Annotated in this window: 22 protein-coding genes and 2 pseudogenes; 7 read left to right on the top strand and 17 right to left on the bottom strand. The window is 59.1% G+C overall.

Annotated elements, in window-relative coordinates; all coding sequences use genetic code 11:
* Window positions 1–52 precede the first annotated feature (52 nt).
* The 3 genes from P3R82_RS09935 to P3R82_RS09925 all read left to right on the top strand — a co-directional run bounded on the left by P3R82_RS09935 (window position 53) and on the right by P3R82_RS09925 (window position 3,601).
* Window positions 53–553, top strand: a complete 501-nt coding sequence (locus P3R82_RS09935) for an acyltransferase (protein WP_112949247.1) — start codon at window positions 53–55, stop codon at window positions 551–553.
* A 10-nt stretch (window positions 554–563) separates the two neighbouring features.
* Window positions 564–1,436, top strand: coding sequence for a 3-deoxy-manno-octulosonate cytidylyltransferase (locus P3R82_RS09930; protein WP_283193733.1), 873 nt, complete (start codon window positions 564–566; stop codon window positions 1,434–1,436).
* A gap of 974 nt (window positions 1,437–2,410) precedes the next feature.
* A complete protein-coding gene (locus P3R82_RS09925; protein WP_112436070.1) occupies window positions 2,411–3,601 on the top strand; it encodes a GGDEF domain-containing protein in 1,191 nt (396 codons plus the stop codon).
* 324 nt (window positions 3,602–3,925) lie between these two features.
* Here P3R82_RS09925 and P3R82_RS09920 read toward each other — a convergent pair whose 3' ends face one another.
* The gene (locus tag P3R82_RS09920) at window positions 3,926–5,437 is read right to left on the bottom strand and encodes a mechanosensitive ion channel family protein (RefSeq protein WP_112436069.1); all 1,512 of its coding nucleotides are present in this window, start codon (window positions 5,435–5,437) and stop codon (window positions 3,926–3,928) included.
* A gap of 412 nt (window positions 5,438–5,849) precedes the next feature.
* Here P3R82_RS09920 and P3R82_RS09915 point away from each other — a divergent pair, with 412 nt between their 5' ends.
* Window positions 5,850–6,869: a FecR domain-containing protein gene (locus P3R82_RS09915; protein ID WP_112436068.1), complete on the top strand. Its 1,020-nt coding sequence runs from the start codon at window positions 5,850–5,852 to the stop codon at window positions 6,867–6,869.
* Between the two features lie 773 nt (window positions 6,870–7,642).
* Here the strand turns inward: P3R82_RS09915 and P3R82_RS09910 are convergent.
* From P3R82_RS09910 to P3R82_RS09900, 3 genes and pseudogenes are all read right to left on the bottom strand, one after another.
* Window positions 7,643–7,996, bottom strand: coding sequence for a hypothetical protein (locus P3R82_RS09910; protein WP_146618519.1), 354 nt, complete (start codon window positions 7,994–7,996; stop codon window positions 7,643–7,645).
* 386 nt (window positions 7,997–8,382) lie between these two features.
* Window positions 8,383–8,554 (bottom strand): annotated as a pseudogene (locus P3R82_RS09905) (integrase); the annotation flags it as partial.
* Between the two features lie 5 nt (window positions 8,555–8,559).
* Window positions 8,560–9,114: a TetR/AcrR family transcriptional regulator gene (locus P3R82_RS09900; protein ID WP_112436076.1), complete on the bottom strand. Its 555-nt coding sequence runs from the start codon at window positions 9,112–9,114 to the stop codon at window positions 8,560–8,562.
* Here P3R82_RS09900 and P3R82_RS09895 point away from each other — a divergent pair.
* Window positions 9,115–9,315 (top strand): annotated as a pseudogene (locus tag P3R82_RS09895) (hypothetical protein); the annotation flags it as partial.
* A gap of 970 nt (window positions 9,316–10,285) precedes the next feature.
* Here P3R82_RS09895 and P3R82_RS09890 read toward each other — a convergent pair.
* The 7 genes from P3R82_RS09890 to P3R82_RS09855 all read right to left on the bottom strand — a co-directional run bounded on the left by P3R82_RS09890 (window position 10,286) and on the right by P3R82_RS09855 (window position 16,144).
* Window positions 10,286–10,474, bottom strand: a complete 189-nt coding sequence (locus tag P3R82_RS09890) for a hypothetical protein (protein ID WP_162724571.1) — start codon at window positions 10,472–10,474, stop codon at window positions 10,286–10,288.
* A gap of 814 nt (window positions 10,475–11,288) precedes the next feature.
* A complete protein-coding gene (gene istB, locus P3R82_RS09885) occupies window positions 11,289–12,131 on the bottom strand; it encodes an IS21-like element helper ATPase IstB (RefSeq protein ID WP_113178757.1) in 843 nt (280 codons plus the stop codon).
* Window positions 12,128–13,612, bottom strand: coding sequence for an IS21 family transposase (istA, locus tag P3R82_RS09880; protein WP_162741443.1), 1,485 nt, complete (start codon window positions 13,610–13,612; stop codon window positions 12,128–12,130). Before istA ends, istB begins: the two co-directional genes overlap by 4 nt.
* Before the next feature lie 371 nt (window positions 13,613–13,983).
* Complete coding sequence (locus P3R82_RS09875) at window positions 13,984–14,676, bottom strand: hypothetical protein (RefSeq protein ID WP_112949249.1); 693 nt, start codon at window positions 14,674–14,676, stop codon at window positions 13,984–13,986.
* 671 nt (window positions 14,677–15,347) lie between these two features.
* Complete coding sequence (locus P3R82_RS09865; protein WP_111563903.1) at window positions 15,348–15,548, bottom strand: hypothetical protein; 201 nt, start codon at window positions 15,546–15,548, stop codon at window positions 15,348–15,350.
* A 40-nt stretch (window positions 15,549–15,588) separates the two neighbouring features.
* Entirely contained in the window at window positions 15,589–15,792 is a 204-nt protein-coding gene (locus tag P3R82_RS09860; RefSeq protein WP_112436064.1) for a hypothetical protein, read from the bottom strand.
* Window positions 15,782–16,144: a hypothetical protein gene (locus P3R82_RS09855; RefSeq protein ID WP_283193732.1), complete on the bottom strand. Its 363-nt coding sequence runs from the start codon at window positions 16,142–16,144 to the stop codon at window positions 15,782–15,784. Before P3R82_RS09855 ends, P3R82_RS09860 begins: the two co-directional genes overlap by 11 nt.
* 385 nt (window positions 16,145–16,529) lie before the next feature.
* Here P3R82_RS09855 and P3R82_RS09850 point away from each other — a divergent pair, with 385 nt between their 5' ends.
* Window positions 16,530–16,757 (top strand): acetyltransferase, encoded by a 228-nt coding sequence (locus tag P3R82_RS09850; protein ID WP_111563906.1) that lies wholly within the window; start codon window positions 16,530–16,532, stop codon window positions 16,755–16,757.
* A 610-nt stretch (window positions 16,758–17,367) separates the two neighbouring features.
* On the opposite strand, the gene P3R82_RS09845 is transcribed toward P3R82_RS09850, so the two are convergent.
* The 6 genes from P3R82_RS09845 to P3R82_RS09820 form a co-directional block, all read right to left on the bottom strand.
* Window positions 17,368–17,550: a hypothetical protein gene (locus P3R82_RS09845; protein ID WP_112436063.1), complete on the bottom strand. Its 183-nt coding sequence runs from the start codon at window positions 17,548–17,550 to the stop codon at window positions 17,368–17,370.
* A complete protein-coding gene (locus P3R82_RS09840) occupies window positions 17,547–17,777 on the bottom strand; it encodes a hypothetical protein (RefSeq protein WP_283193731.1) in 231 nt (76 codons plus the stop codon). Before P3R82_RS09840 ends, P3R82_RS09845 begins: the two co-directional genes overlap by 4 nt.
* 183 nt (window positions 17,778–17,960) lie before the next feature.
* A complete protein-coding gene (locus P3R82_RS09835) occupies window positions 17,961–18,302 on the bottom strand; it encodes a hypothetical protein (protein WP_112436062.1) in 342 nt (113 codons plus the stop codon).
* Window positions 18,289–18,816 carry a GXWXG domain-containing protein gene (locus tag P3R82_RS09830; protein WP_112436061.1) on the bottom strand — a complete coding sequence of 176 codons (528 nt, stop codon included), beginning with the start codon at window positions 18,814–18,816 and terminating at the stop codon, window positions 18,289–18,291. Before P3R82_RS09830 ends, P3R82_RS09835 begins: the two co-directional genes overlap by 14 nt.
* A 313-nt stretch (window positions 18,817–19,129) precedes the next feature.
* Window positions 19,130–20,110 (bottom strand): L,D-transpeptidase, encoded by a 981-nt coding sequence (locus P3R82_RS09825; RefSeq protein ID WP_162718092.1) that lies wholly within the window; start codon window positions 20,108–20,110, stop codon window positions 19,130–19,132.
* A gap of 140 nt (window positions 20,111–20,250) precedes the next feature.
* Window positions 20,251–22,542, bottom strand: a complete 2,292-nt coding sequence (locus P3R82_RS09820; RefSeq protein WP_283193730.1) for a cation:proton antiporter — start codon at window positions 22,540–22,542, stop codon at window positions 20,251–20,253.
* 213 nt (window positions 22,543–22,755) lie between these two features.
* Here P3R82_RS09820 and P3R82_RS09815 point away from each other — a divergent pair, with 213 nt between their 5' ends.
* Window positions 22,756–23,247: a hypothetical protein gene (locus P3R82_RS09815; RefSeq protein WP_349294068.1), complete on the top strand. Its 492-nt coding sequence runs from the start codon at window positions 22,756–22,758 to the stop codon at window positions 23,245–23,247.
* Window positions 23,248–23,598: the final 351 nt, after the last annotated feature.

The following is a 23,598-nucleotide window of genomic DNA, read 5'->3' as shown; positions in this document are numbered from 1 at the left end:
CCTCCGCGCCGCTTTGTCGGGCGGATCGCTGCGGATCGGGACGAGACCGAACATGCGGTATCTGCCAAAGCTTCGCTATCGGCACGGCAAGATCGAAATCGGTGACCGGCTCTTCACTCAAAGTGGCGTGGTCCTCGATGCGCAGAGCGGTAAGATCGAGATCGGAAACAATGTCTCGATCAACGATTACTCGATCGTGCTGGGACATGGCGGCGTCAGGATCGGCGACGGTACCAGGATCGCGGCGCATGTCGTCATTATCTCGTTCGAGCACGGCTACGAGGATGCCACGGTTCTCATCAAGGATCAGCCGATCAAAAAGGGCAGGGTGGTGATCGGCGGGGATGTCTGGATCGGCGCCGGCGCCAAGGTGCTTGCCGGCAGCAACATCGCCGACGGCTGCGTCATTGGCGCGAATAGCGTCGTCAAGGGAGCGACGGAGCCGTTTGGCGTCTATGTGGGTTCCCCCGCGCGTTTGGTCAAAAAGCGTTCATTGCCCGACGCGACAGGGCCCCAAGCGATGCGGCCCGAGCTACCGAACACAAGACGCTAAGGAGAGAAGAATGATCGACAGAGACGCTCGCTTCGAGAAGGCCGGCTCCGCTGCTATTGTCGCCGCGGCGGCCGATGAGTGGAGGTCGCTGCTGGCGGACTATGGCGATGTCGTTCTGGTCGCAAACAGCGATGAAGTGGATATCGAGGAGTTGAAAAGGCGCTTTCCCGACACCACGCTCTTCATCTTCTTCAACAAGGTCTTCAAGGTTCTGAGCGAGCCCTTCACCCGCCATTCCATGCTCTTCTCAAGAAGCGGAACGCTGGGCGCCAATCTCGTCAAGAGCGGCAAGGTCGATAAGGTTCTGCCCTATTTCGACACGCGCACCTTCCACGGTGTCGTGAACATCAAGGCCGGACCCAACGAGCAGCTCAGCCCGGCGTCCGACTTCGGCGATGTTCATGTCAGGCACCTCGATCTGACTGATGTCTTCACGCCGTTCTATCCCCGCTCGAGCGTGCCGACGACGGGATTTGCGCTCTGCTTCTGGCTGACGACGCTCAACCTTGGCACCAGGATAACGCTGGCCGGCTTCTCGTCGAAGCGGAGCGAACGCTACAAGGTTCTCGATGTTCACGACTGGACATTCGAGCAGGTGCTGCTGCGGCTGATGTTCCGCAAGGGCAAGATCAACATTGTCGGGCGCGATGCGTCCAACCCCTATGCGGATCTCTGCGCGCACTTTCCCGAATTTACACCCGCCGATATCGAGCTCACCGCCAACGAGATCATCGACGAACGGCTCGGCAACCTGAGTTCGATCGTCGATCGCCTGATGGATGTTACCCGCTTCCTTCGCTTCCTCGATCGGACCTGGAAGAGCTTGAAACCAAGGTCACGCAAGCAACGCCAGTGGGATTCCATGGAAAACAAGCGCCGGTGAACGGCCGGCTTGGAGGTCGGCGGTCGTTCGCGGCGCGGTTCCAGTTGGACCCGAGAGCCGACGAGGCACCTCGGACACGAACAACGCGCCAAAGTCGGCGTGCGACACCATCTACTTCGCCGGAGTTCGTCGCGCTGAACTTAGAAATGACTGCTGTGTTCCGGCCTTGCCGGCAATCCTGGTAAAGGCAGCGGCGATACCACGCCAAGCGGAGACAAGCGCGTCGCGCGCGCCACGAGACTACCGATGATCCTCCAACGTGGTACGCACCCTCACGGCGCGGCCCATTTCGAACGGCTGCCGAGGGGCGACAATCTCTGAAGGAGCATTCTTGGTGGTCGGCTGATGTCCTGATCGGGGCGCGCGCCGATTGTTCCAGGAGACCGGGCGCCGTCGCGAGACGTCCCGCGGCTTTCGGCACCTCCCCGTGCAAAGGGACCAAGCATCGGCAAGGCGGGGTTCGTTCGCCTTCACATCGACTTGAGCACCTTTTCCCCGAAGACTGATTGCCTCTCGCGCATGGGTGCGGGCCTTGATGCGGCGGAGTTTGAAGCATCACGATTTTAACTCGGGCGACGCCACCGGCGAGCGGTACTCGCGGCCCCCTTGCTTTTGTCCGCCGGATTCCTGCTCGCCCCGGTGATTTGATGGAACGATTCCCTCATCTGCTTGTTCAAGACGGTCTCTTACCGATTGGAACTCCACTTGCGCTTGATTATTGTCTCACTGGGATCGCTGACAGCACTCACCTGGCTTCTCGCGTTCTATTTTGTACTAGAGCTGCGGATTTGACGGACCGGTCCCCAATCCGGCTGAACCGGTTTATACAAGGGTTGTTCGGCCAAGTTGAAGTTAAGCCGCCCCTGGGAATTGTCCCGTCCAAGAATTGCTGAAATATTCCCCGCTTACGTAGCCTTTGCAAAAGATTCAGCAATTCGCGGTAAGTAGGCATCGATAAATGACTTTGGTGCCAGATGACTTCCGGACTTGATCTCCCGACCGTGCTCTTTCTGCAGAAAACGTCCTATATAGCCGGGGCCTTGACCTTGGGCTATCTGCGGCGGACATCCACGGACAGTCGAGGTGTCGGGCTTCTCGCGGCAAGCTTCCTGATGCTGGCCGCAGGCGCGACCTTGGCGGGGTACGCGGAACTTTACCCAGCCCTCTACGGAGCCCTCAGCCTCGTCAATATCGCATTGGCCGTGTCGGGATATGGCCTCCTGGCGTTGGCGTTCGTTCTGATCAGCAATCCAGGGCGGAAGTTCAATACATGGTACGTATTCCTTCCAGCGGCTGCGACCTTGGTGGTTGGTCTGGCGACGGATTTTCATCTGGATAACACCTACCGGGCGGCGACTTTTACCCTGCTAGGTTGTCTAACAATGGCGGCCGCTGCTTGGGTCGTGCGCCGTGATGCGTCTCGCGAGCCCCTGCCGATCCGAAAACTCGTCGCCGCGATACTCGCGGCCACCAGCCTGCTATCGTTGGTCATGGGATTGGAGTTTTCCTTCCAATCGTTCCCGGTTCTCGACGTGGTCGAGGGCTTTTCCCTCATGATACTTTCGAAGTTCGTGCTTGCCATCGCGATCGTGATGTTCATAAGCGAACGTCAGCGCGTCAAGATTCAGAAACTCGCTGACCTTGATCCTCTGACAGGGCTCCACAATCGCCGCTCCTTCAACGCGAACGCACCGAACAACCCACAGCCTGGTGACGCGGTTCTGTTTCTGGACCTTGATCATTTCAAGCAGCTCAACGACCGTCATGGGCACGCCCTGGGTGACGAAGTCCTTTCGACGATGGCCGAAGCGGTCCAATCGGTCCTGCCGCCATCCGCGTTGCTTGCACGTCACGGAGGAGAGGAGTTTGTCGTCTTCCTGCCCGCGAGCGCGGGTGACGCCCTCCTTCACGCGGAGCGGATACGCAAGACCGTCTCGGGCCTTCGCGTTTCGAGCCTCGGCTTCGAGGTCAAGGTGACCACGAGTGTCGGTATCGCGAGGGCATTGCACCATGGGTCCACCCTCCAGGATCTTTGTCGGCGCGCGGATCGCGCCTTGTACTTGGCGAAGGCCGCTGGACGAGACCGTGTTTGTGACGCTGATCGGGATATTCTTCAAAAAAAGTTCACGACCAGGGCGTGGGTTCATGACGATCCGTCCAATTAAGGGACGCGGCCTTCGGTCGTAGCCAGAACGCGGCGCGGGTCCTTGTGACATCGTGGCGGGAGCCTGTAACTTTTCGGGTTTGTTGGAGAAACGTTCGATCACCTTGGTGGCGATGGACCCGTGCAGCTGACCCCGTGCCTGTCGTTTTCCAACGACGTCCAACGGATGCACGAAGCCAACGGATGAAGCTAGGCGCAAGCCGGCGACTGGCTGGGTTCCAGTTCCTCGAAAACTCCGGCGCGGCCAAGGGGATCCCCGCATACCGACAGTGTGGGACCAGCGCTACTAGGGTCGTAGCACTCTGGGTATCAACGACGGCCAATCTTAATTGGGTCGCGCGGAGCCACCGTGAGGCAGCTCGAACAAGTGGCGGATCCTTACGGCCAAGGAAGTCGGCTGGTTTGCCTTGGGGCCGGTGACGCCTTCCGCTAGGTGCTTCTCGGACTCGACGCGTTTCGCGAGCAACTCGCTCAGCTCCTCGGCGAGCGCGGGTCTATCATGCATGACGGTCGCCAGATGGGCGCGGGAAATCTCGTAGACCACAACGAATGTAAGCGCGCGCATGGTGGCGGGTTCGGCCGCTCCCATGAGGACGCCGCGCTCACCAAACAGATCTCCGGGCGCCAAGCGGGTCAGCTCCAAGCGCACGGGACCCGTCACGTCCTCGACGACCACGACGCCGCTCCGGACGATCATCAGGGATGTCATCGATGCGTCTTGCGGAGCGATGACGGTGTCCTTCTTGTATGTGAGACGCTGCATCGTCGAAGCAAGCGCTTCCATCTCGTCTTCGGTGAGCGTCGAGAACAGTGGGATTGAACTGAGTAGCCGCCAAGGCGTGCCAGGGTGCTTCGGAGACACTTCAAATGCTTGCCCGGCGTCGAGCTGGATGTTGGTTGAACCCGCGAACTGGATGCCCGCCGCCTTGGCGTGCCGATACACGAGGTCGTATATCTCATTCTTGGCCGTTCCGGTGCGCGCGAGGCTGGCCACCTTGAACGCAAGCTCGACCTCGATCGCCGACCCGTCCAACCCAGTGATCGACACTGAAGGAGCGGGTGTTTTGAGGATGGTGTTCGCGCTGAGGAGGACCGCCCTCATCGCTTCCTCGATGATCGCGGGAGCGCGGTTGGGCGTGACCCTGACTGTGATCTTGGCCCCGTGCACGGCATCGTTGCCCGTTAGGTTTGTTAGCCTGGCTTTCGCCAGTGCGCTATTAGGCACAATGACAAGGTCATTTGCGTCATTGAGTAAGTGCGTGGAACGCCAGTTCGTTTCGACGACTTGGCCATGTACCCCGTCCTCCAGGGCAATCCAGTCGCCGACGCTGTACGGGCGGCCAAGATTGAGAGCAATCCCCGAGAAGACGTCATTCAATGTGCTTTGAAGTGCCAAGCCGAGCACGATCGCGAAGACGCCGGAGGTGGCGATGAGTGTGCCAACGGGAAGGCTGAACACGAAGGCGATGATCGAGAGCGCCGCTCCCAGGTAGATCACCGCGACAAGCAGGTCCTGAATGAGGCGTCCTTCTCTCGGCTTTCGCTCGAATATAAGGAAAAGCCTGACCGAGCTGGCGAGCACCATCGCGCTGCCTAACCACCAGGCGGACTTCGCGACGCCGATGAAGATTCGGTGCGTGAGATCCTCTGCTCTTACATCCGCTACCCAAGGAGCGACATCGTTGGCAACCAAGAGCACTGTTAGGATCGCGAAGAAAGCTATGTGAACGAAGAAGCGCAGCGCTGGTCTGCCTCTCACGACTATCCTCGCGATCACCAGGAGGCACAAAAGCGCGGTGAACTGGGCAGTTGCGTCCGACAGGATCGCGTGAAGCATCGTTAAAACCTTGGGTGTTCCACCTGTGAACCTGCAGAGTGGAGACTGAAAGCGTTTCTAGGGGAGTTCGTCAAGGAAATGTATGAACGAGGTTAGCCTTCGCAAACATCCGTCGAGCCGATCAATTGGCTAGATACAACGCCGCTCGAGCACGCCTTCATGGAGTGGTGGATCCGGCGCTAGTAACACGAAGATCGCGCTTGCATCCCCAAAAGGCGGCACGGGCAAAACAACACTTCGCTTGGCATTGCCTCGGCGTTGGCGTTGGACCATCCGCGTCAGACTTGTAGTGGAGTATCTGGCTAATCTGGTCCGATAGCGTACAGAACCCGCTCAGTTTACAATGATTTTCACGTTTAAAGTTATTCTTAAGCTCCAGCGTGTGTAGCTTTCCCGAAGATCCGGGGGACTCATGTCTAAATTTCTCAGCGTTGTATTTTTCTTTCTCTGCGCACCGCTATTTGCGCATGCATCCGACAATGATTGGCAGGTGGCCAAGGCAACCAGCCAGGTTAAGTATTCCATTGATCAGAAGCAGTGGAGCGACTTGCATGCCGGGGATGTCGTTCCGGACAAGGCATGGATCTCAACTGGCCCTCGAGGACGTGTTCAACTTGTGCGGGGCGTGGAGCGTATTGGGCTGCAGCCGAACACCATGGCCGCGGTCACAACCAGGCCTGGCGGGTTTTTTTCTCCTCGAAAAACCGAGATTGTTCAGCAGGTGGGGGTGCTTGACCTCGAAATTGAGAAGCGAAGCCAACCACACACCACCGTTCAGACACCCTACCTGGCAGCAGTGGTCAAGGGAACGATCTTCCATGTGACGGTCGACAAGTCCAAGGCGTCAGTCACGGTCGACCGTGGACTGGTGCAGGTGACGTCGTTCGCTAGTGGTCAACGTGCCGATGTGGGTCCTCGCCAGAGCGCGACGGTGGGAAGGGAAACCGGCATGCAAGTCGCTGGAGCCGCTTCAAAGCCCTCTATAAAATCGGTCGCGACATCGGTCGCCGTCGTTCCGGCCGTGGGTACCAAGGAGCTTTCCGGGAAGCCCGACGCAGCATCCGACCGGCGGGACAAGTCGCGGAAAGGCCGCGAAGACGCCGGCGCCAACTCGTCTGACGATGGAAGGGGAAAAGGTAATTCCGGCAACGGCAACGGCAATGGGAATGGGAATGGGAATGGGGGCGGCAAGGGAAGCGGCGGCGGAAACGGCGGTGGACATGGGAATGGAAACGGCGGCGGTAACAGTGGCGCCGGTGGAAATGGCGACGGTGGAGGTCGCGGCAATAGTGGCGGAAGCAGCAACGGCGGTGGCGGAAACGGCAACGCGGGAGCCAATGGCGGCGGTAACGGTAACGGTAACGGCGGCGGCAACGGCAACGGAAATGGCGGTGGACACGGTAACGGTGGCGGAAACGGAAAAGGCAGGTAGTTGACCGCGCCATTTACCCAAGCGTTGACTGGCGAGGGGCATGCTGAGCTCGGGTGCCAACGGATCAACCACCTTTAGTCAATGCACGGATCACGAAAGCGACGGTCGCGGTAGTCCTCCTTAACCTACGGCGAGGACCGATGACCTCGCCGCCGATATGCGTGAAGCGTGCATTGTCCGGCTCCGGGCTCTGTCATCGAAGTTGACGCGGCCTGATCGAGCGCATCCTTGAACGGCCCGCTATGAACCGCCGGTGCCAAATCGCGCGTCACTGCTCCGCTCATGGCCGATTACGACCAACCTCTCGTTTTCGACGCGTCTATTTTCAGCTGTCACCTCTACAGCGTGAACGATACTCGCGGGCGCAATGCCTTAAGAAGATGCGTTCGGATCCCGTGGACCCAGCCACTCTGTCAACCTGTCATCATGCTCGTGAACTTCTTTGAAAGAGTTTGATTGGTCCGGGTGAGGCAACGAGGACGCTTGTCGGAAATGGCGTTGGATAGGCGGTTCGGCGTTTTTTGGAAGATGTCCCTGCCGACGAAGCCGGCCGCGATGAGAACACTGAAATAGCCCAAGCATGGAGGCATGCGGCACCGCGTGTTTATGCATTCCTCCCGAAAATAGCGCTGGCGAATTGATCCCGGCCTGCTGCTCGATCCCGAACCAGGTTTGTGGCTAACGGAAATCGTCCACGGGTGCGCCAATGGTCTGACGTCTCCTCGGACTGAAGTCGGAGGTGAGACTTTTCGTGGAACTCAAAGACCAGGCAATCATTTTACTGCGGTCCAATAACCCGAGGTAAACCTTCCATGAAAAAAACTATCCTTGCGATCGCTCTGGCTGTTTCGTCCATCATTGCCGTCCCAGCGGCTTCCTACGCGGACACCGTCGTTATCCGGACCGATGACGGTCCCCGTCCGCATCGTGGCTGGGAGCGTGGCCACCACCGTGGCTGGGATAATGATCGGAGAGCTCGCCTTGTGCATGAGGATTTTCGCCGCCACCCGTCTTGCTTCACGAAACGGGTTGTAACCTATCGGCATGGTGAGCGAGTCACGCGCACGACCAAGGTCTGCCGCTAACTGAAGCCAGGTTCTCCCCACGGAGCCGGAAAGGAAATCCACTTTCCGGCTCCGTGATTTTGGCACCTCCGCGCGAGGCTGCCATCGTTGGTGGTGCGCCAGCCGACGATGCCACACCTGACGCTGGCGGGAGGGCATTCATGCCGCCTCGCGTTTCCCGCGCAAGCCATTCCTTCAGAAAACCCTTCTCCCAACCTCTTTCCGTGGCCGAGGCGCTATTTACCCTTTTACCCTGGGGGAAGGAAGTTACCGGGATCCCCGTTCAGACGGTCCGGCGAAGGCCAAGGCTGCTCGTTCGTAGGGGATGTCTTCCATACCTCCTACCCGCGGTGTGATGTCAAAACACTAGCGACCGGACGCCGCTCGGTGAGGGCAACGCCCGCGGATGCCTTGGTCAGATTTACGCGGAAGCTTTCGCGCCCGCGCTCTTACCGGCGATTCATCTCTGCTGACGCGTGCCCCAGCTGTTTCCGGACATAGCGTTCGTCGACCTCGGCCGAAACAGACGAGGCCCGCTCTCAGCGAATGTCAGGAAAACTTTAAAGCGCGATCGATCTCGCTTGGACCGCCGCGAACGTCGGCGGCCATTGCCGCCCTTCTCGCAGTCAATCGCTTTGCAACCAAGCCTCCAGGGCTTGCCGGATCGCGCGATCAGCGGGCACTGTCTGGTCGAACGCCCACCAGGTGTGAGCGCCCTGCCAGAGAGCGGCCATCCGCCAGCCCAAGGGCTCCGCCTCCCGCGGGTCCTCCGACAAGCGCCGCCCTAGCGCCGAAGCCAAGGCGCGACCCCACGCAGCGCCCCTTTCACGAAGTCTTGGGTTTCTTATGTCTTCGCGCAGTAAAAGAAGACCATCAGTGGCGTCACGTTCAGCCGTTTTGGGAGACATAAGACGCAGTAGGAGCTTAATGGCGCCCTCAGGCGTTGGATCCTCCTCTTTGTCCGCCGCCATTGTCTCCGCATCAAGACGATCCCAAGCCTGCAGAAGAGTTGCCTCAACCATGCGCTCACGATTTCCGTAGCGCTGCACCAGGGTTGCCGCGGCCAAGCCCGAAGCCTTCGCGGCACGTGCGAAGGTCAGACCGTCGGGGCCGGTCTTCATCATCACCTCGAATAGAGTCTCGAGTACCTTCTCATCGGGGATTGTCTTGCGTCTCGTCATGAGATCGAGATCTACATCATCCCAGAGCTCCTCGGCGGTGGTCGTCCTCTTTTCCCCTCCACCGGCTTCAGGTCGAGTCCAAGCCTGATCAGCGTCGAGAACCTCGACAAGGGATGCGTCCGGCTGCACTACCGTTTGCTCGACGCTTCGAGCTCCCTGGCACCGCTGTCTCGCGCCAAGCCAGCGGTCGATAACGCGTGAAGGGTCCGTATCCATCAAGGCGAAGACTGGCCTCCACTGGCCACGAGACAAGGCGGGCTTCAGCCTGACAACGACAGAGGCATGGGCGTTTTTCCCGCCACGCGGGACCAACCCTTAACCAGCCCGCCGGGATCGACCACATGCAGGCCGCCGGTGCGCCGATGTCGCTCCTGACCGCCTGGTAACTTCTAGCCGATTTGGGACGTGATGTGCCGAACCCTCTCCACCTTCCCGCATGCACCGGTTCCGCTCGTCGACAAGACGGTTTGGCGAACGGCGCCGGCGGCGACGTTGGCCATCTCGCGGTCCAGATCGCGAAATGGCAACGCGCGAAAGGTGATTGCCGTTGCTTCCGGCGAGCACGATCCGCTTCTCAACGATCTAGGCGCCAATATTTTCGTTGACTACACGAAGAGGGCCGCCGAAGCAGTGGCGCACTATATGGACGAGCGCAAATGGAGTCAGCCTATCAAATAGACTGGGCGGTCCAGCCACGTACCATCCGCCCCCTGTCCCGGCGGTTCGGTTGAGGTTTGAGGGTGCGGAAGGCCGCCGGGGCGTTGAGACCTTTAGGCTCTCCGCTGCCGAGCAAGACGTTGGGAGACTATCTCGGCGAGGAGGAACCCGGTTGAACGCCGTTTGTTCCGAGCACTTTTTGACAAGACCCTGCTTCTCTTCCCTTGGCGCTCCCCTCGTGTCCAGACAAGGTCCAAAAATGGGCTGTCAGGAATTGCTATTCGTAGCAGTCATCGCGGTGTCCCGGCCGCCACGTCCTTCGACCCCTTCTTCAAGCAGGGTTTCCCCCGGCCTCTGATCCGCCGTCCCGTAAATTTTCGCGATCGGTCGGCGGGCAGGGCTCTGCCCTTAACCCATGAAACTGGGCGGTCGGCCGCCCTTTGCGATTGTCTCTTTCAGCCCCCTTGGTCAACAGTTTGAGCCGCATTCGCTCTGCCTAGTTCAGCCCGCTAAGTTAGCCTCCAAAGATCTCCCGGAAGCCGACCACCAGAATGGTCGCGATCGGCACCGTGACGACGCTGATTAATCCCCAGAGGAAAAGACCTGCCGCGGTGCCGTTGATCGCGAAAGCGTGACGCAGCGCATTCCGGCGCAAAATCCACGGTGCAATCAAACCCAAGGAAACGCCAACTAGCCAGATCACGGTGATCACTCCATCATGTTGCATCGAAACCGGGTCGTATAAGTGTGAATACTGCCCTTCGCAACATCTTGCGTGGTTGTGGAACCACCGCCGCGCTGCGGTCCATGATCAACGACAGGGGTCGATGATCAGCCCTCGGGACTTGGACAGCTTCGAGCTTCGCGCGCTCAAGAACTTGGTAAATGGCGAAGGCGCTTACTTAACGGAACCGATGGTCAGGCGACTGATGTTGCTGTCATTGGCCAGCCGGTCCGGCGATGGCAAGATCCGCGCCTCGGAGCTTGGAAAAGAAGTCGTACTGCAATCTCGTATGGCCCTCGTCTCGTTAGTGGAGGGTAGAGATACCGGGCAGACTTCCCCCATCCAGCTGCGGTAGAGTGGGGGAAGATGAGAGCTCCTCACGGCCGGATCATTAACGGAGCAGGCGATTATCTGTCCAGGGTTAGACTGTGGATAGCCGAGAGAGTTACAGCGCTCAAGGCCCGCCACGTGGCGCGCAGGGGAGACCCACTCGGTCGACAGCACGGTGGGCGCGATACGTTCCGACGAGACCGGTCCTCGTCTCTGGCCGTTCCTTTCCTGGTTCAATAGCTCTGAAATGGTCGATCGAGCCGTGTCAGCTCTCGGTCGTTATCAGGGGCTGGATCGGGCGGCCTACTATCAGCTCCTGGGTTTGAACTAAACCAAGTCTTCCCGTCCATGACCTGTCAGATTATAGCGCGGCAATCTGGAAGGAACTCGCGCGACAATCTAGATGGGACTGTTGTGTCGCGGACAGTGGGAGTTTAGCAGCGTGATTGACGCTGGCAAGCGGTCATTGCTCTTCTAATTGTCGCGGAGCGTCAATCTGTGTAGCCTCGTTGATTGTCGCGTAGATTGGAGGCCGCCCGCGTTGCCGTTTTGCCTCCATAGCTGAGCGGCGACGGTAGCTCTCGACGTTCATCTCGAAGATCGTGGCGTGATGAACGAGGCGATCCACCGCGGCGAGCGTCATGGCGGGATCTGGAAAAACTTTGTTCCATTCGCCAAAGGGCTGATTTGCGGTCAGCAGGATAGATCGCCGCTCATAGCGTGCCGAGATGAGCTCGAAGAGGACGCTGGTCTCAGCCTGATCCTTTGCGACATAGGCAAGATCGTCGAGGATAAGCAGATCGAACTTGTCGAGCTTGTTGATGGCGGATTCCAGTTGCAGTTCGCGTCGCGCGACCTGGAGCTTTTGAACGAGATCCGTCGTCCTGGTGAAGAGCACGCGCCAGCCGTTCTCGACCAGCGCCAAGCCGATGGCTGCCGCAAGATGGCTTTTACCGCCCCCCGGCGGCCCGAACATGAGAACATTAGCCCCCTTCGCCAGCCAGCTATCTCCCGCCGTCATCGCCATGATCTGCGCTTTGGAGATCATCGGCACGGCGTCGAAGGCAAAGCTGTCGAGCGTTTTGCCCGGCGGCAACCTGGCCTCGGACAGATGGCGTTCGATCCTGCGTCTGTCACGTTCGGCAAGCTCATGCTCGGCGATAATCGATAGGAAGCGGGCCGCGGGCCAACCCTCTCTGTCGGCCTGTTGGGCAAAGTCTGCCCAAAGCATCTTGATCGCCGGCAAGCGAAGCTCGTTCAACATAATGCTCAGACGGCCAGCATCGATATCATTGGGATTGGTCATGCGCGTTCTCCCACCTGGTCGGCGCTGACAAGGACCTCGTAGCCGCTTAGCGGTGCCAGATGGACGGAGACGACGGGTAAGGCGGCGGGGTCGGGCGCAAAGTGCTTTCGCAACTCAGCCATATCGGGAAGCTCGCCGGCATCCAACGTTCTGGCCAGTTGCTCGGCCAGTTCGCGTTCGCAGGTTCGCTCATGGGCCAGCGCCAGGATCTCGACCATGGTCTTGCAGGCCTGCTTGTCGGTCAGCCGCTCCAGCAAGACCTCGAAGGTTTGCCGATATTCCAGCCTCGGGAAGAGCTGGTCTCGGTAGACGAGCCGCAATAGCGCCATCGGCTTCTGACGGAGCGAGTGAATGACGTGCCGGTAATTGACGACCTGGCTGTGGCGACCATCTGGATGTCCCCGCCCTCGGGAAAGCGTCATGAGATAGGTGCCGCCGACGAACACATCAAGTCGGTCATCGAAGAGGCGCACCCGTAGCCGATGACCGATCAAGCGGGAAGGCACACTGTAGAAGACTTTGCGCAGCGAGAAGCCGCCGGTGCGCATCACCCTGACAACCACCTCCTCGAAGTCTGTCGTCCTGCGCTGCGGCAGGTCCTGAAGATGAGGTCTTTCTGCCTCGATACGCTTGAGATTGTGTGCATTGCGGCGGCTAACGATCTCATCGATGAAGGCACGGTAGGCGGCAAGATCGTCGAAGTCGTTGCTGCCGCGCATGAGCAGCGCATCACGGATCTCTGCCTTGATATGCCCGTGCACGCTCTCGATCGAGCCGTTCTCGTGGGCGATGCCTTTGTTATTGCGCGTTGGCTTCATGTGATAGTGAGCGCAAAGTTCCTCGTATCGACGCGTCAGATCCTCCTGCTCGTCGGCAGTCAGGTTGCGGAACGCCGCCGACAGGCTGTCGCTGCGATGGTCATGCGGCGCGCCGCCAAGGGACCACAGGGCGTTTTGTAGCCCTTCCGCCAGGGCGACAAAGCTCTCGCCGCCGAGGATGACATGACCATGTTCGAAGCCGGAATAGGCAAGGCGGAAGTGATACAGGAGATGATCGAGCAACTGGCCGGCGATCGTGACCTCCAGACTATCCATGTTGGTGAAATCCGAAAGGCCCAACCGGCCGGGCTCGTGAACCTGCCGGAAGATGACCTCCTGCTCTGCGCCATGCACAGCGCGCCAGGAGCGAATGCGCCGCTCCATCGTCCGACGAATGCCGTCCCCAAGCTCCGGGTGGCGGCGCAACATCTCCTCGAATATCGCCACCGCCCGTATTCCGGGCGCAGCCTGAAGCAGCGGCACGATCTCGGCGTCAAAGATATGGGCCAGTGGATCCGGACGCCGGCGCTCTCGCGGTTTTGTTTTTTGAGATGGCAGACGCGGATCCTTCTCGATCCGGAAAGCTGTCGTGCGGCCGATCTCGGCTTTTGCGGCAGCAACCGTGACGGAATGATTTTGACGTAACTTCATGAAAAGCCTCATTTGATGATCGTTTACATGGCGACCTGGCACAAAGTGATTCTCCGGTTATGGAAAATCGCCAGATTGACCGCGATCACAGGCGCAGGGCATGCCTGAATTTGCGCCACGGGTGGTGGGCATAACTTCGATCGGGCTACGCCCTCACTCCGTTACGCCCACCACCCGCAAAGTCCCATCCTGATTGTCGCTCGAATTCCACGTTGATCGTCGCGCGGCAGTCAGATGAAGTTTTACGCTTCCCTCGATGTCCGCGAACCGCCTGTCGCGATAGGCTGTCCACCGTGCCGGAGGACGAGAACGAAAGTAGAGTGAGGCAGCTTTCGTTGACCTGAGCCGCGCGACCACGCGCGGCTCCGGATTGTCTCGACCGCTCAGCGACTCCCAGGCAGCATCTGGCTTTGTCGCAGGTCGTCGATCGACTGTTCCCGCGACGCCCGTTCGTTCATTGGGCGATCCCCTTCGGACACGTCGCGCTGATGGCCCGTCGGGACCACGTCGTCAACGATATCGTCGGGAAGGTTCTCGGCCAGATCGTATCCACGCACGCGCGGCGACGTCGCCTGCGTGGTTCTCGTGTAGCGGCCGACGCCGGTGGCGCTGCCCGCGGCCGTCTCGGCGTGGAAGACGTCGTCCTCAGACCCGATGGCCTGCTGGCCGCCTCCGGCCGTCCAGCCTTCCTCTCGCCAGAGGTCCGCGCGCTCGTCCATATCGATTGAGCCTTCATTAGCGAGAATGTCGTGCGCCGTGTCGTAATTGCTCTGGTCTACGGACACCGAAACGAGAAAACCGCCCCGGCGGAGACCTTCAGCGTAGACGTGCCGGTCTTCGTCCGGGAAGAACCAGTCGCCTAGGCGTGACCAGAACCCGGACCCTTCCGCCGCGGCTGCAGGTCCTTCGCCCTCCGCTTCGTAGCCCGGCATTAGGCGGACGTCGGACACCCCGGCCGACTTCAGTTTGTCGATAGCCGTCTCGGCCTCGCTTCGGCTGTCGAAGAACGCTGTGAGCGTGCTACTGGCGAGGCCGCTGGCAAAGGTTGGCGCGCCTTCATTGTAGATGTTGGTCATCATGCTCCTCCTACGTTTGGTGAGGAGCCAACGGGTGTCGAAGCTGAATGTTCCGAGCTGGCTTAGGGGTCGAGGCAAGGGAACCGCGTCTCGCACAGATCGCCTTGCGGACTCGTCATGCGATCACACCCCACCGCGAGACGACGGCGCAGTCGAGCAAAGCTGGCTCCCGCGCCCAGCTGGTCGACGAGTGCCTTTCGCTCTAGGCTGTCCCGGCGATCGCATCTGACGCATACGACCTCGATAATCGGCTGACGGAAGTCCCTTAGTTTAGGCCCGGGTAGGTTGTCGGGTCGAGGGCGACGTTTTCCCAATCTCTAGTCCTTGCACGCGATCTGGCGGCTGATTACCGCATGTAAAATTGACAGGCAAGACGTGAGCTGTAGCCTACTATCGTCATAGCGGCCTCGACTGTTGGAAACCGGATCGATGGCAGAGTAAGCCACGATCGACACAGATGTTGCCGACTTTTTTGAAACAGCATCGTGCCCTAAGTTCTTCGTTTATGAAGCAGTCGAGGTCGTGTCGGAGCCAAGCTCGGCCACGACGCGATCGAAGCGGTCCGAATGTTTCGTGAGCACGCCGCGACCGTACAGAAAACGCGCTTGGCTCCCGGCGAATCTTGAAAAACCGTTTCGCTCAGCCCCAGAATGCAACATCGTCAAAGCACACTACGCAGCGGTTTTCGGCAATTTAGCAGCGATTTCCGCAGCTTCGAGTCGAGCTGAGGTCTTGTAAGGATAGTGCTTCCAGCACCACCAATCCTGGGAATCGGCTGTGCAGAAGCCAAAGCCAGCCCAGTCGCCGCAGTGGCACTTATGCGCGACCAGTTTTGGTGCCCGTTGTAAAGTCTGTCGATTGATGTCGCTCATAGGAAACTCCTCTCAAGGCTGGTGTGACGTCGCATGCAAATTAAAGATCACGATCGAATTTGGGCTTCCAACCGCGCGTCATCCCTTGGCTCATTGCCGCCTCGGCCAAAGTCAGTTGCAGGCGCAAGTGCTTTATGTCTCCCAGAAGCGTCGCTATTGTCGCCTTGGCATCCTCATCGTGGTAGGCGAGGGCCGCTTCGACTTCATAGCTGTTCGCCAAGGCTTGAGCCGACTTACTGCACATGCCGGGCATTCCTCATGAGCAAATAGAATGCCTCGATGACGTCGCTCTCATCGCCGGAGTAGTCGAACCACAAGGGCTTGCTCATAAGCTGTTCGTAACCGACGGCGTTGAAGTAACCGCACGCTCTGCCGCTCCTTGGGTCAAAACCGATATCGAATGAACCAATGGGCGCGCCGGAACCCATGTCGTACACATCCACAGAGCACAAAGCCCAGCTCGGGTAGCTTGGGATCATGAGAAGGACCGCCATCAAAAGCGGATGAACCTCCGCGAGCGTTGCCTCGCGCGGGGTTGCCCAGTATGTGCCTGTCTCTTCGTCAGCCCGCGGCTGTCCGCTCGGCGTCTTGGTCATCGCCGTCATCCCTTTAAAGAATTGAATGTTCCTATTATGTTCTCTTCTGGGGAGGAGTCAACAATTTTGGCGACGACGGGTGACAACGTCGACGAGCCCCAAACCTCGACGATACTCAGGCTCCTCCGCCACCGGGGGTATTTGTCGGTCTACCGTCACCAGCCGTAATCCAAGCGCTGTCGGCAGTGCCGGCATTTCTTGCAGGTTGTGAAGCCGTGTCGGCATCAGTGACGTCGACGGTCCGCCAACGTACTGATGATTTCGGCTGAAAGCAAAAGTCTGGCGAGAACGTTTCGCGGTCCACGGAATGTCAAATGCAATTGCCCAGCGCCAAGATCGGCGTAAGGTATGCTCTCGCATGGACGCCTTTTGAGGAGGAGACGCAATGTTCCAAGCGTTCGATAGTCGTGGCAAGCAACCGCTCGGGCCGGAAGAATTTTCCATGGTCCAAGGTCTCGTAAAAGACTACTGCAGCGAGAGGTCCCTTGAACTGGCCTGCGCCGAAGCTCAAGAGGCAGCGAGAGAACTCCTCGGCTGGTTCCAGCTCGGCGTCACGGATCGGAACCGCCTAAGGGAACTCTTAACTTCGCGCAAGACAGATACGGCCTCGTGAGCCGGCCTGAATGGAGAGAGGCGTCGCGGCTCAGGCTGGAAGAGGCCGCGGCCCATTTCGTCGCGGACCGGGTAGATAACAGGACATCCTCGGCGCGATCGTCGGGGAGTTAGGCCGGCTCCGCGGCGCGCCTGAGCTCAACCTAAACCCGGCCGACGGCCGCAGCCAATCGATCCGCTCGTCGAAGTCGCCCCAACCGCGGGGTTGCCCTCCCGCCGCACGACAAGGGCTCCTGCGTGTCTCTCGGACGCCGCCTTTGCTTCGGCGATCGCGTCCGCCTCGCTGCCCCCGGCGATTGTCTCCCAAGCTCGGACTGGATTTCCGCGGGGATCCAGGTCGTGGCGAATATCCGCGATGATGCGAACGTGCCCGGCATCACGGGGTGCCGTGATTCAGGCCAGAGAGCTGTTCGATCAGGTGCGGCCCGTCTTCCGTGCGCTCATCGTGGGACGTACCTCTGAGTTTAAAGCGAGTTCGCAACGCCTCGTCTGCCGTTGCCTCCACACGCTGGCCGCAGTCGCCGCCAAGAGGTGACCGCTTTGGACGATCGTGACGTTCATCGGCGCGCCGTTGAGATCGTTCTTGATACTGGGCGACGCAACTCTTTTTCCTACTCGGAATTGGCCGCTCGCGGGACCCGCGCGGTGTCGTCCGCTTCGTCGTTCTCGGCATGGGAAATCTCGGTCTTGCGCCCACCGCCACTTTCGAAATCGGACGGCCGAGGCGAAATCTCGTCGTCCGCCCGCAGCTCGGCGGTTCTCAAATATTCTTTGCGTTCGTCCACCGTCTTCACTCGCGGCTTGCGGTCTGAGGGGCCGGGATATGGTCCCTTGCGTCAGCAAGACCTGTCTCCGGGTCGGCATCGGTTACGCCATCGCCGGCCTCGCGGCTACCACCCATGTTGACCGGCGGAGCGCGCCGGTCGTCGATATTGCTTTCGGGAAGCTCGTCGTCTTGGGTGTCTTCGTTAAGGGACTTCGGAGGAAGCTTTGCCGAGCTCGGAATGGAATTCGATGTCATTTGTGTTCTCCTTCTGAAAAGGGAACTCGCAGCTCAGGCAGCGGTTCCCAAACGCTCGTGCGCCCAGGGCGTTTGCCAGTTGGAGAGCCGTCCCGCTTCTACCGAGTTGCCAGATAGCGATCCGTCGATGCGAAGAGCGTGGCACCCAGCAGAAATTGAAAGACCTCGCGACTGCGCCGGACGTCATGCTCGTCCCAAGCAAAGACATTCTCGATACGAGTTCGCGTACTCCGTCGTTGTCGCCATGTGGCGGTTGAGGTCGGGCGCTCCGTCCGTCGACCGCACCGCTCCGCGCTCGCCCTCGACTTTCGCGGCATCGACCGCGCTTCGCGCTACTCTTGTCGCGTCCTCGTCCCCGGCGGGGTCCTTGACCACCCCACGTGCTGACATCAAGTCGGACACGAGGCGTTTGCGCTCATCCTCAGGCAGGTGAGGGTTTGTCTTCCTCCAGGGACGTCCGCGCACAACGATGTAGCGGCCATCCGGCGTTTCTAGGTCGCACTGCTCTTGGTCAGGGCTGCTGATTTAACGGATTGACGCGCCGGAGCCGAAAGAAATATCGCCGCTCGTCGCCTTCGACGACCATCATGCCAGCAATCTCGTCGTCTCCGATGCGCCGAAAGAAGTCGACGATGGGCTGCCGGTCATAGACCATCGCCGCCGTCTCGTCTTCATCGACTGTCCTTAGTTTTACGGAGGCAGTCGTGTCGCGGGCACGCACCAGCTTGTTCAACCGAGAAAACCAGTTTCGAGCGACGGACGTCTTGGCGAAGTCCGCGAAGCGGATCACCGTTCGGATCGGGAAGAAGGCCGGCTCGATGGGTACAAGGCGTCTTGGCCGCCATTGAAACAGCAGCGCGTCCGCCCTGAGGTCGGGGTGAAATTTCTTGCCGAACCACTGCAGGTTTTCCAACACGCCATCCAACGGATGTCCCGATGGAATGCCTTCACCCCGCCACACGCCCGTCAACTCGGTCGGGATGACGGGCGGCAGCGAGGCAAACCAGGCGATCTTTTCAGACTGTAGGCCGTCCGACATGCCAGCTCCTACCGTTGATAGGTGAGGGCGATGCCGAACAGGTGGGGCGCTCGTCTGCCGTTTCGTAGGCCATCGCGAGAAATCGGAAAAACCGCGATGTTCACCATCCCTGTTGCGTCCGATTGACACGGCCCGCGCTCAGAAAAGAAATGTCGAGCCTTCGAGATGGTTCCCGCAACGAAACAAGGAACAACGACGCACGATAAGAATTGGTCGTCATGAAGAGGGTCGGGATTGGCGTCCTCGCTCGAACTGAGACATTACCCTCAATTCGCTCTCTGCGTGTCCATCACGGGCCACACGTTTTGGTGCTCTAATTTTCAAACACGACAGTAACACCGGGCTTGACCATGCTGCTGAGCTCCTCAACGTCCCAGTTCGTAAGTCGGACACAGCCGTGAGACCCTGCTTTGTCGATCAACGACGGTTCCGGCGTACCGTGGATGCCGTATGTCGGCTCGGAAAGATCGATCCAGACGGTACCCACGGGGTTGTTAGGGCCACTTGGAAGAGTGAGCTTTGACTTGTTCTTGCCTTGCTGGAAGTTGATTTTTGGATTGTAGACGTATGGCGGATTTCGAGCCACACCGTTGACCTTGTGCTTTCCCGAAGGCGACGGGTTATCCTCGCTGCCGATGGTTGCCGGATAAACGGCCAAGACCTTGTCGTTCTCGCCGTAGGCGACCAGCTCGCCGGCCTTTCGGTGGGCCTCGATCCGCTTTACGTTGCCTGTCCGGGGAGCGCCGACAACGGCGACAGACAGGGTTTCGCCAGGTATAAACCGCGCCGTGGGGTTCAGCGCACGTATCAGGTCCACGTCCATATGGAAGCGCTCCGCCAGTTTTTCGGCCACGCTAGTATATCCGAGATGGGCCATTTTCGCCTGCTCCGAATAGTCTTTCGGTATCTCTGGGACGATGTCATCGCCGTCATCGGCCGCGATCGTATACGGCCCGATAACACGCTGGTCGTCAGACAGACGTGTTACAATTTCTTCGTCTAGGTTCCCGTCGACGGGGAGCCCCTGCAGCAGTTCGAAGCCTGCGATGGCCTTCCTGACGTTTGCTCCATCCAATCCGTCAATAACGCCCGGCGACGCACCTGCACGATCTAACAAGACCTGAAGATGTATGACCGCGGGATCGGGCTTGTCTGTCGGGGGGTGTTCCAGACTCTTGTCAGACAAGACCGAGGAAAGATTGACGCTGTTGATCTCTTGTGGGGAGAGGTCATGGGCGTGAACGACCCCCACGGATGCGAGGGCGATAACTGAACCGAGGACGATTTTTTTCATCATCCCGATTAATCGCGCGGACGCGCCCGCGGTTCCACGCGTGCGGGACGAAGTGCTAATTTCTAAAGAAGAAGGCCTGAAACGCTTTCTCCCCTGCCAGTTGCGGGTGAAAGAACAGGCCAAATGTACCACTTGCGTGTTCATGCGGCATCGTCTCGGATGTTGGTGATCTCCGTCTCCACCAGAAGGCACGACCGATCCGCAGTGCCCAGCAAAGCGTCAGCGACGTTCCCGTACGAAAGTCGCTCACCTGCTCGTCGACTGACACCCAGCACTATCAAATTGTAGTCGCCACTGCGCGCGCAGCGAAGAATGTCGAGTTCGGGCGACGAACCCTGACGCAACAGCTTTTCGGGCTTGATGTCGAAATACGCTGCAGCGGCGTCGATTTGTCGGAAAGGATCAGCCTGTTTGCTGAGTTGGTCGGTAATCCGCGATACGCCCTGCAGTTTGCGTTCTTCTTTCACGAAAACCACCGCGCAGTGTCCACCGCTTGCCTTGGCGACAGCAAACGCGAACTCCGCTGCGCGCACCGACCGCTGGGTATCGCTGACAGCGACCAGAATGCGAAGTCGGTTACTTTTTTCTGGCATTTGTCCCCGGGAAGACACGATCGCCGTTGTCCTGGCGAATTTCTCCGCGGTTGCCTGGATGGTGGGACTGAAGCTCCCGTCTGAACGCAGGACGGGTTCCACGCCAGCAAATAGCAAATCATGGCCCGACTTCGAAATCTCGGCCAATGCGCTCTCTAGGTCCACGTCCTTAGCGAATTCCGTAACGCGGAGCGCAGAAGTCTCTTCGCCGTCGGCTCTGACCGTTTCCGACGCATGCATTTCGAGCATAGGGATTAGCGCATCCCGAACCCCCTCCGAACCTGGTCTGCCATCAGAAGTGGCGTCGGAGTCCTTGTCGGAAGAGACGTCCAAAGTCGTTACCGGCATGTTCCGCGAAGCTCCGAGCAGACCCGCGATTCTGGCAGCCAGCTGGCTGTTCGACGATCCATCAGAGACAAGCACCGCCCGCTCGAACTGCTTCAAGAAGCTGCCTTTCTCGAAATCTTCCCGCTCCAGTCGCTCCTTTTCCTCTTCCCTGAGGGGCAACCGCGCCAGCGCCCAACGCAACGTTGGAGGCATCGCCATCGTTGTAATGACGGCCATCGCCACGATGACCGAGAACAACTCCTCGTTCAAAACCCCGACGGAAAGACCGATCGTCGCAACGATAACCTCGGTCGATCCACGCGCGTTCATTCCGCACCCGAGCGCCAACGCTTCGGGATTGGAGAGACCGCTGGCCTTGGCGGCTGCAAAAGCTCCGCCGAACTTGCCAAGCGAGGCAATCAAAACGACGACCAAAGTGAGGAGGATGATTTTGGGATCACCAAGGACGGTGAGATCGGTTTGCAGTCCCGTAAGTCCGAAGAAGACCGGCATGAATAGCGCCGTAGTGAGGCCGCGTAACTGGACATCAATCTGACGGGTCAGAATTGGGGACTCGCCAACCAGGATGCCGGCAACAAATGCTCCGAGGACCGTGTGCACCCCGATCGCGTTGGTGATCATCGCCATTGCGCCCATTATGGCGATGATGGCACTCAAAACCGGGAGATCGCTTTTGAAATTGTCGTTCGTCCAGCGGATGATCTCGAAAACGATACGGCGTCCGATCGTGAAGCTGAAGACCATGAAAGCAAGGGTGCCGGTCACGCTCTTCGCCAAGGTGAGCGGGTCGACGGTGCCGGTTTTCGCGAGTCCGAACGTGACCGCTATGATGATCCACCCGAGCGTGTCGTCGATAATGGCCGAAGCGACTATCAACTGACCGATATTCCGCCTCATGAAATCCATCTCGCGCACGACCGATGCGACGATCTTCACCGACGAAATAGATAAGGCCGTTCCAAGGAACAGAGATGCGACCAGCCTTTGATCTGGGTCGGGAAGAAGGTCGGCCGGCATGAACTGGCCAAGCGCAAATCCTGCCGCGAAAGGGATGGCTATTCCGGTTAACGACACCCCTGTCGCTGACCTTCTAAGCTTCCTGGCAAGTGCAAGATCGGTTTCCATCCCGGCCAAAAGCAATAGAAACAAAATGCCGAGCTGCCCGATCGCGTTGCTCATGCTTTTTTGTGCCTCGTCCGGCGGAAACAACCGAGCCTGAAAGTCGGGGAGAAGAAGCCCGAACAGGGAAGGGCCGAGGATTACCCCGGCGATAATCTGGCCCATGATAGAGGGCTGGCCGATCCTCACCATGAGTTCACCCAAGAGGCGGCCCGACACCACGAGAACGACAATTTGAAGCAAGAATAGAGCTTCGGACGGCCCTGCGGGCTTATCGGAGCCGGCCGCCAACGCCGCGGTGACGCCGGTAGAAAGAAAAGCGAAAGCTAGTAGGAAGTGCAGTGTAGCGAGAAATTTGAGATGCTTTGTCATTTGATCGCTCGATTGAGGCTGATCCTAACGATCAATCGGGCTAGACGGTTCCATATGACATCTACGCAGTCGTACACACGGACCGATATAATCGCGGTCGCGGGCGGTTCGGTTTTTCTCTTCGACGATGCTGACCATTCGCCAAACAAATATGAGCTTGCGGAACCGCACTGGTAATCTGCGGGGCATGGTTGGACCGGGCGCTTTCCGCCGATAGCTGAAGCTCGCAAACTTGGTGTTCCGAACGCTATCCTGGATGGAGAAGCAGCGGTGCTGGACGATGAAGGCCGGTCGGATTTCGGTGCGCTTCAGCGGTCACTGGGTGGGCGAGGCGGCAAGCTGCCATCTTCGAGTTCAATTTACGTCGTCTTCGACCTGCTGTATTGTGATGGCCATGACCTGCAGACGATGGAATTATCGAGCCGCCGACATCTGCTTGAACAGCTGCTTGCTGATCGCGATGGACTGATCCAATTCTCGGAGGAAAACGACGGTGAGGGCGGCGCGATCTTCCGAGCCGCGTGCGGACATTGCCTCGATGGCATCATCTTCAAGGATGCGGACAGCGCCTACAGGTCGGGACGGACTGCCGATTGGATCAAGGTGAATTGCATTGCCTCGGAGAGCTTTTTCATCGTTGGTTACGAGAAAACGTCGACAGCCCGAAACGGCCTGGGAAGCTTGCTGCTAGTGGCCCGAAAATGACCGACTTAATATGTCGGCTCCGTCGGAACGGGGTTCAAATACAACGACGCGGTCGAACTCCGCGCGAAGACGATCAAAGCCCCGGCGACCGCCGACCTAGCTCCCAAGCATCGGAAGATGATGGATCAGCTAAGTGCCGCCAAGGGAAAGGACTTTGATGACCCGTACCTCGATATGCGGCGCAGGCACATATGGAGGCGGTAGGGCTTTTTCGAACCTACGCTGGATCGGGAGACAATCAGACGATTGTGGGATTTGCAAAGGAAACGCTTCCAGCACTGGAAACGCATCTTGCTCATGTGGAGATGCTCGTGGTCACGGAATAACCCGTTGATTGCTACCTGGCGGACG

It is taken from the genome of Rhizobium sp. AN80A, from assembly GCF_030053015.1.
GTDB classification, from domain to species: domain Bacteria; phylum Pseudomonadota; class Alphaproteobacteria; order Rhizobiales; family Rhizobiaceae; genus Rhizobium; species Rhizobium metallidurans.
Note: the sequence above shows the minus strand (reverse complement) of the source record. Positions and strands in the feature narration are given on the sequence as shown.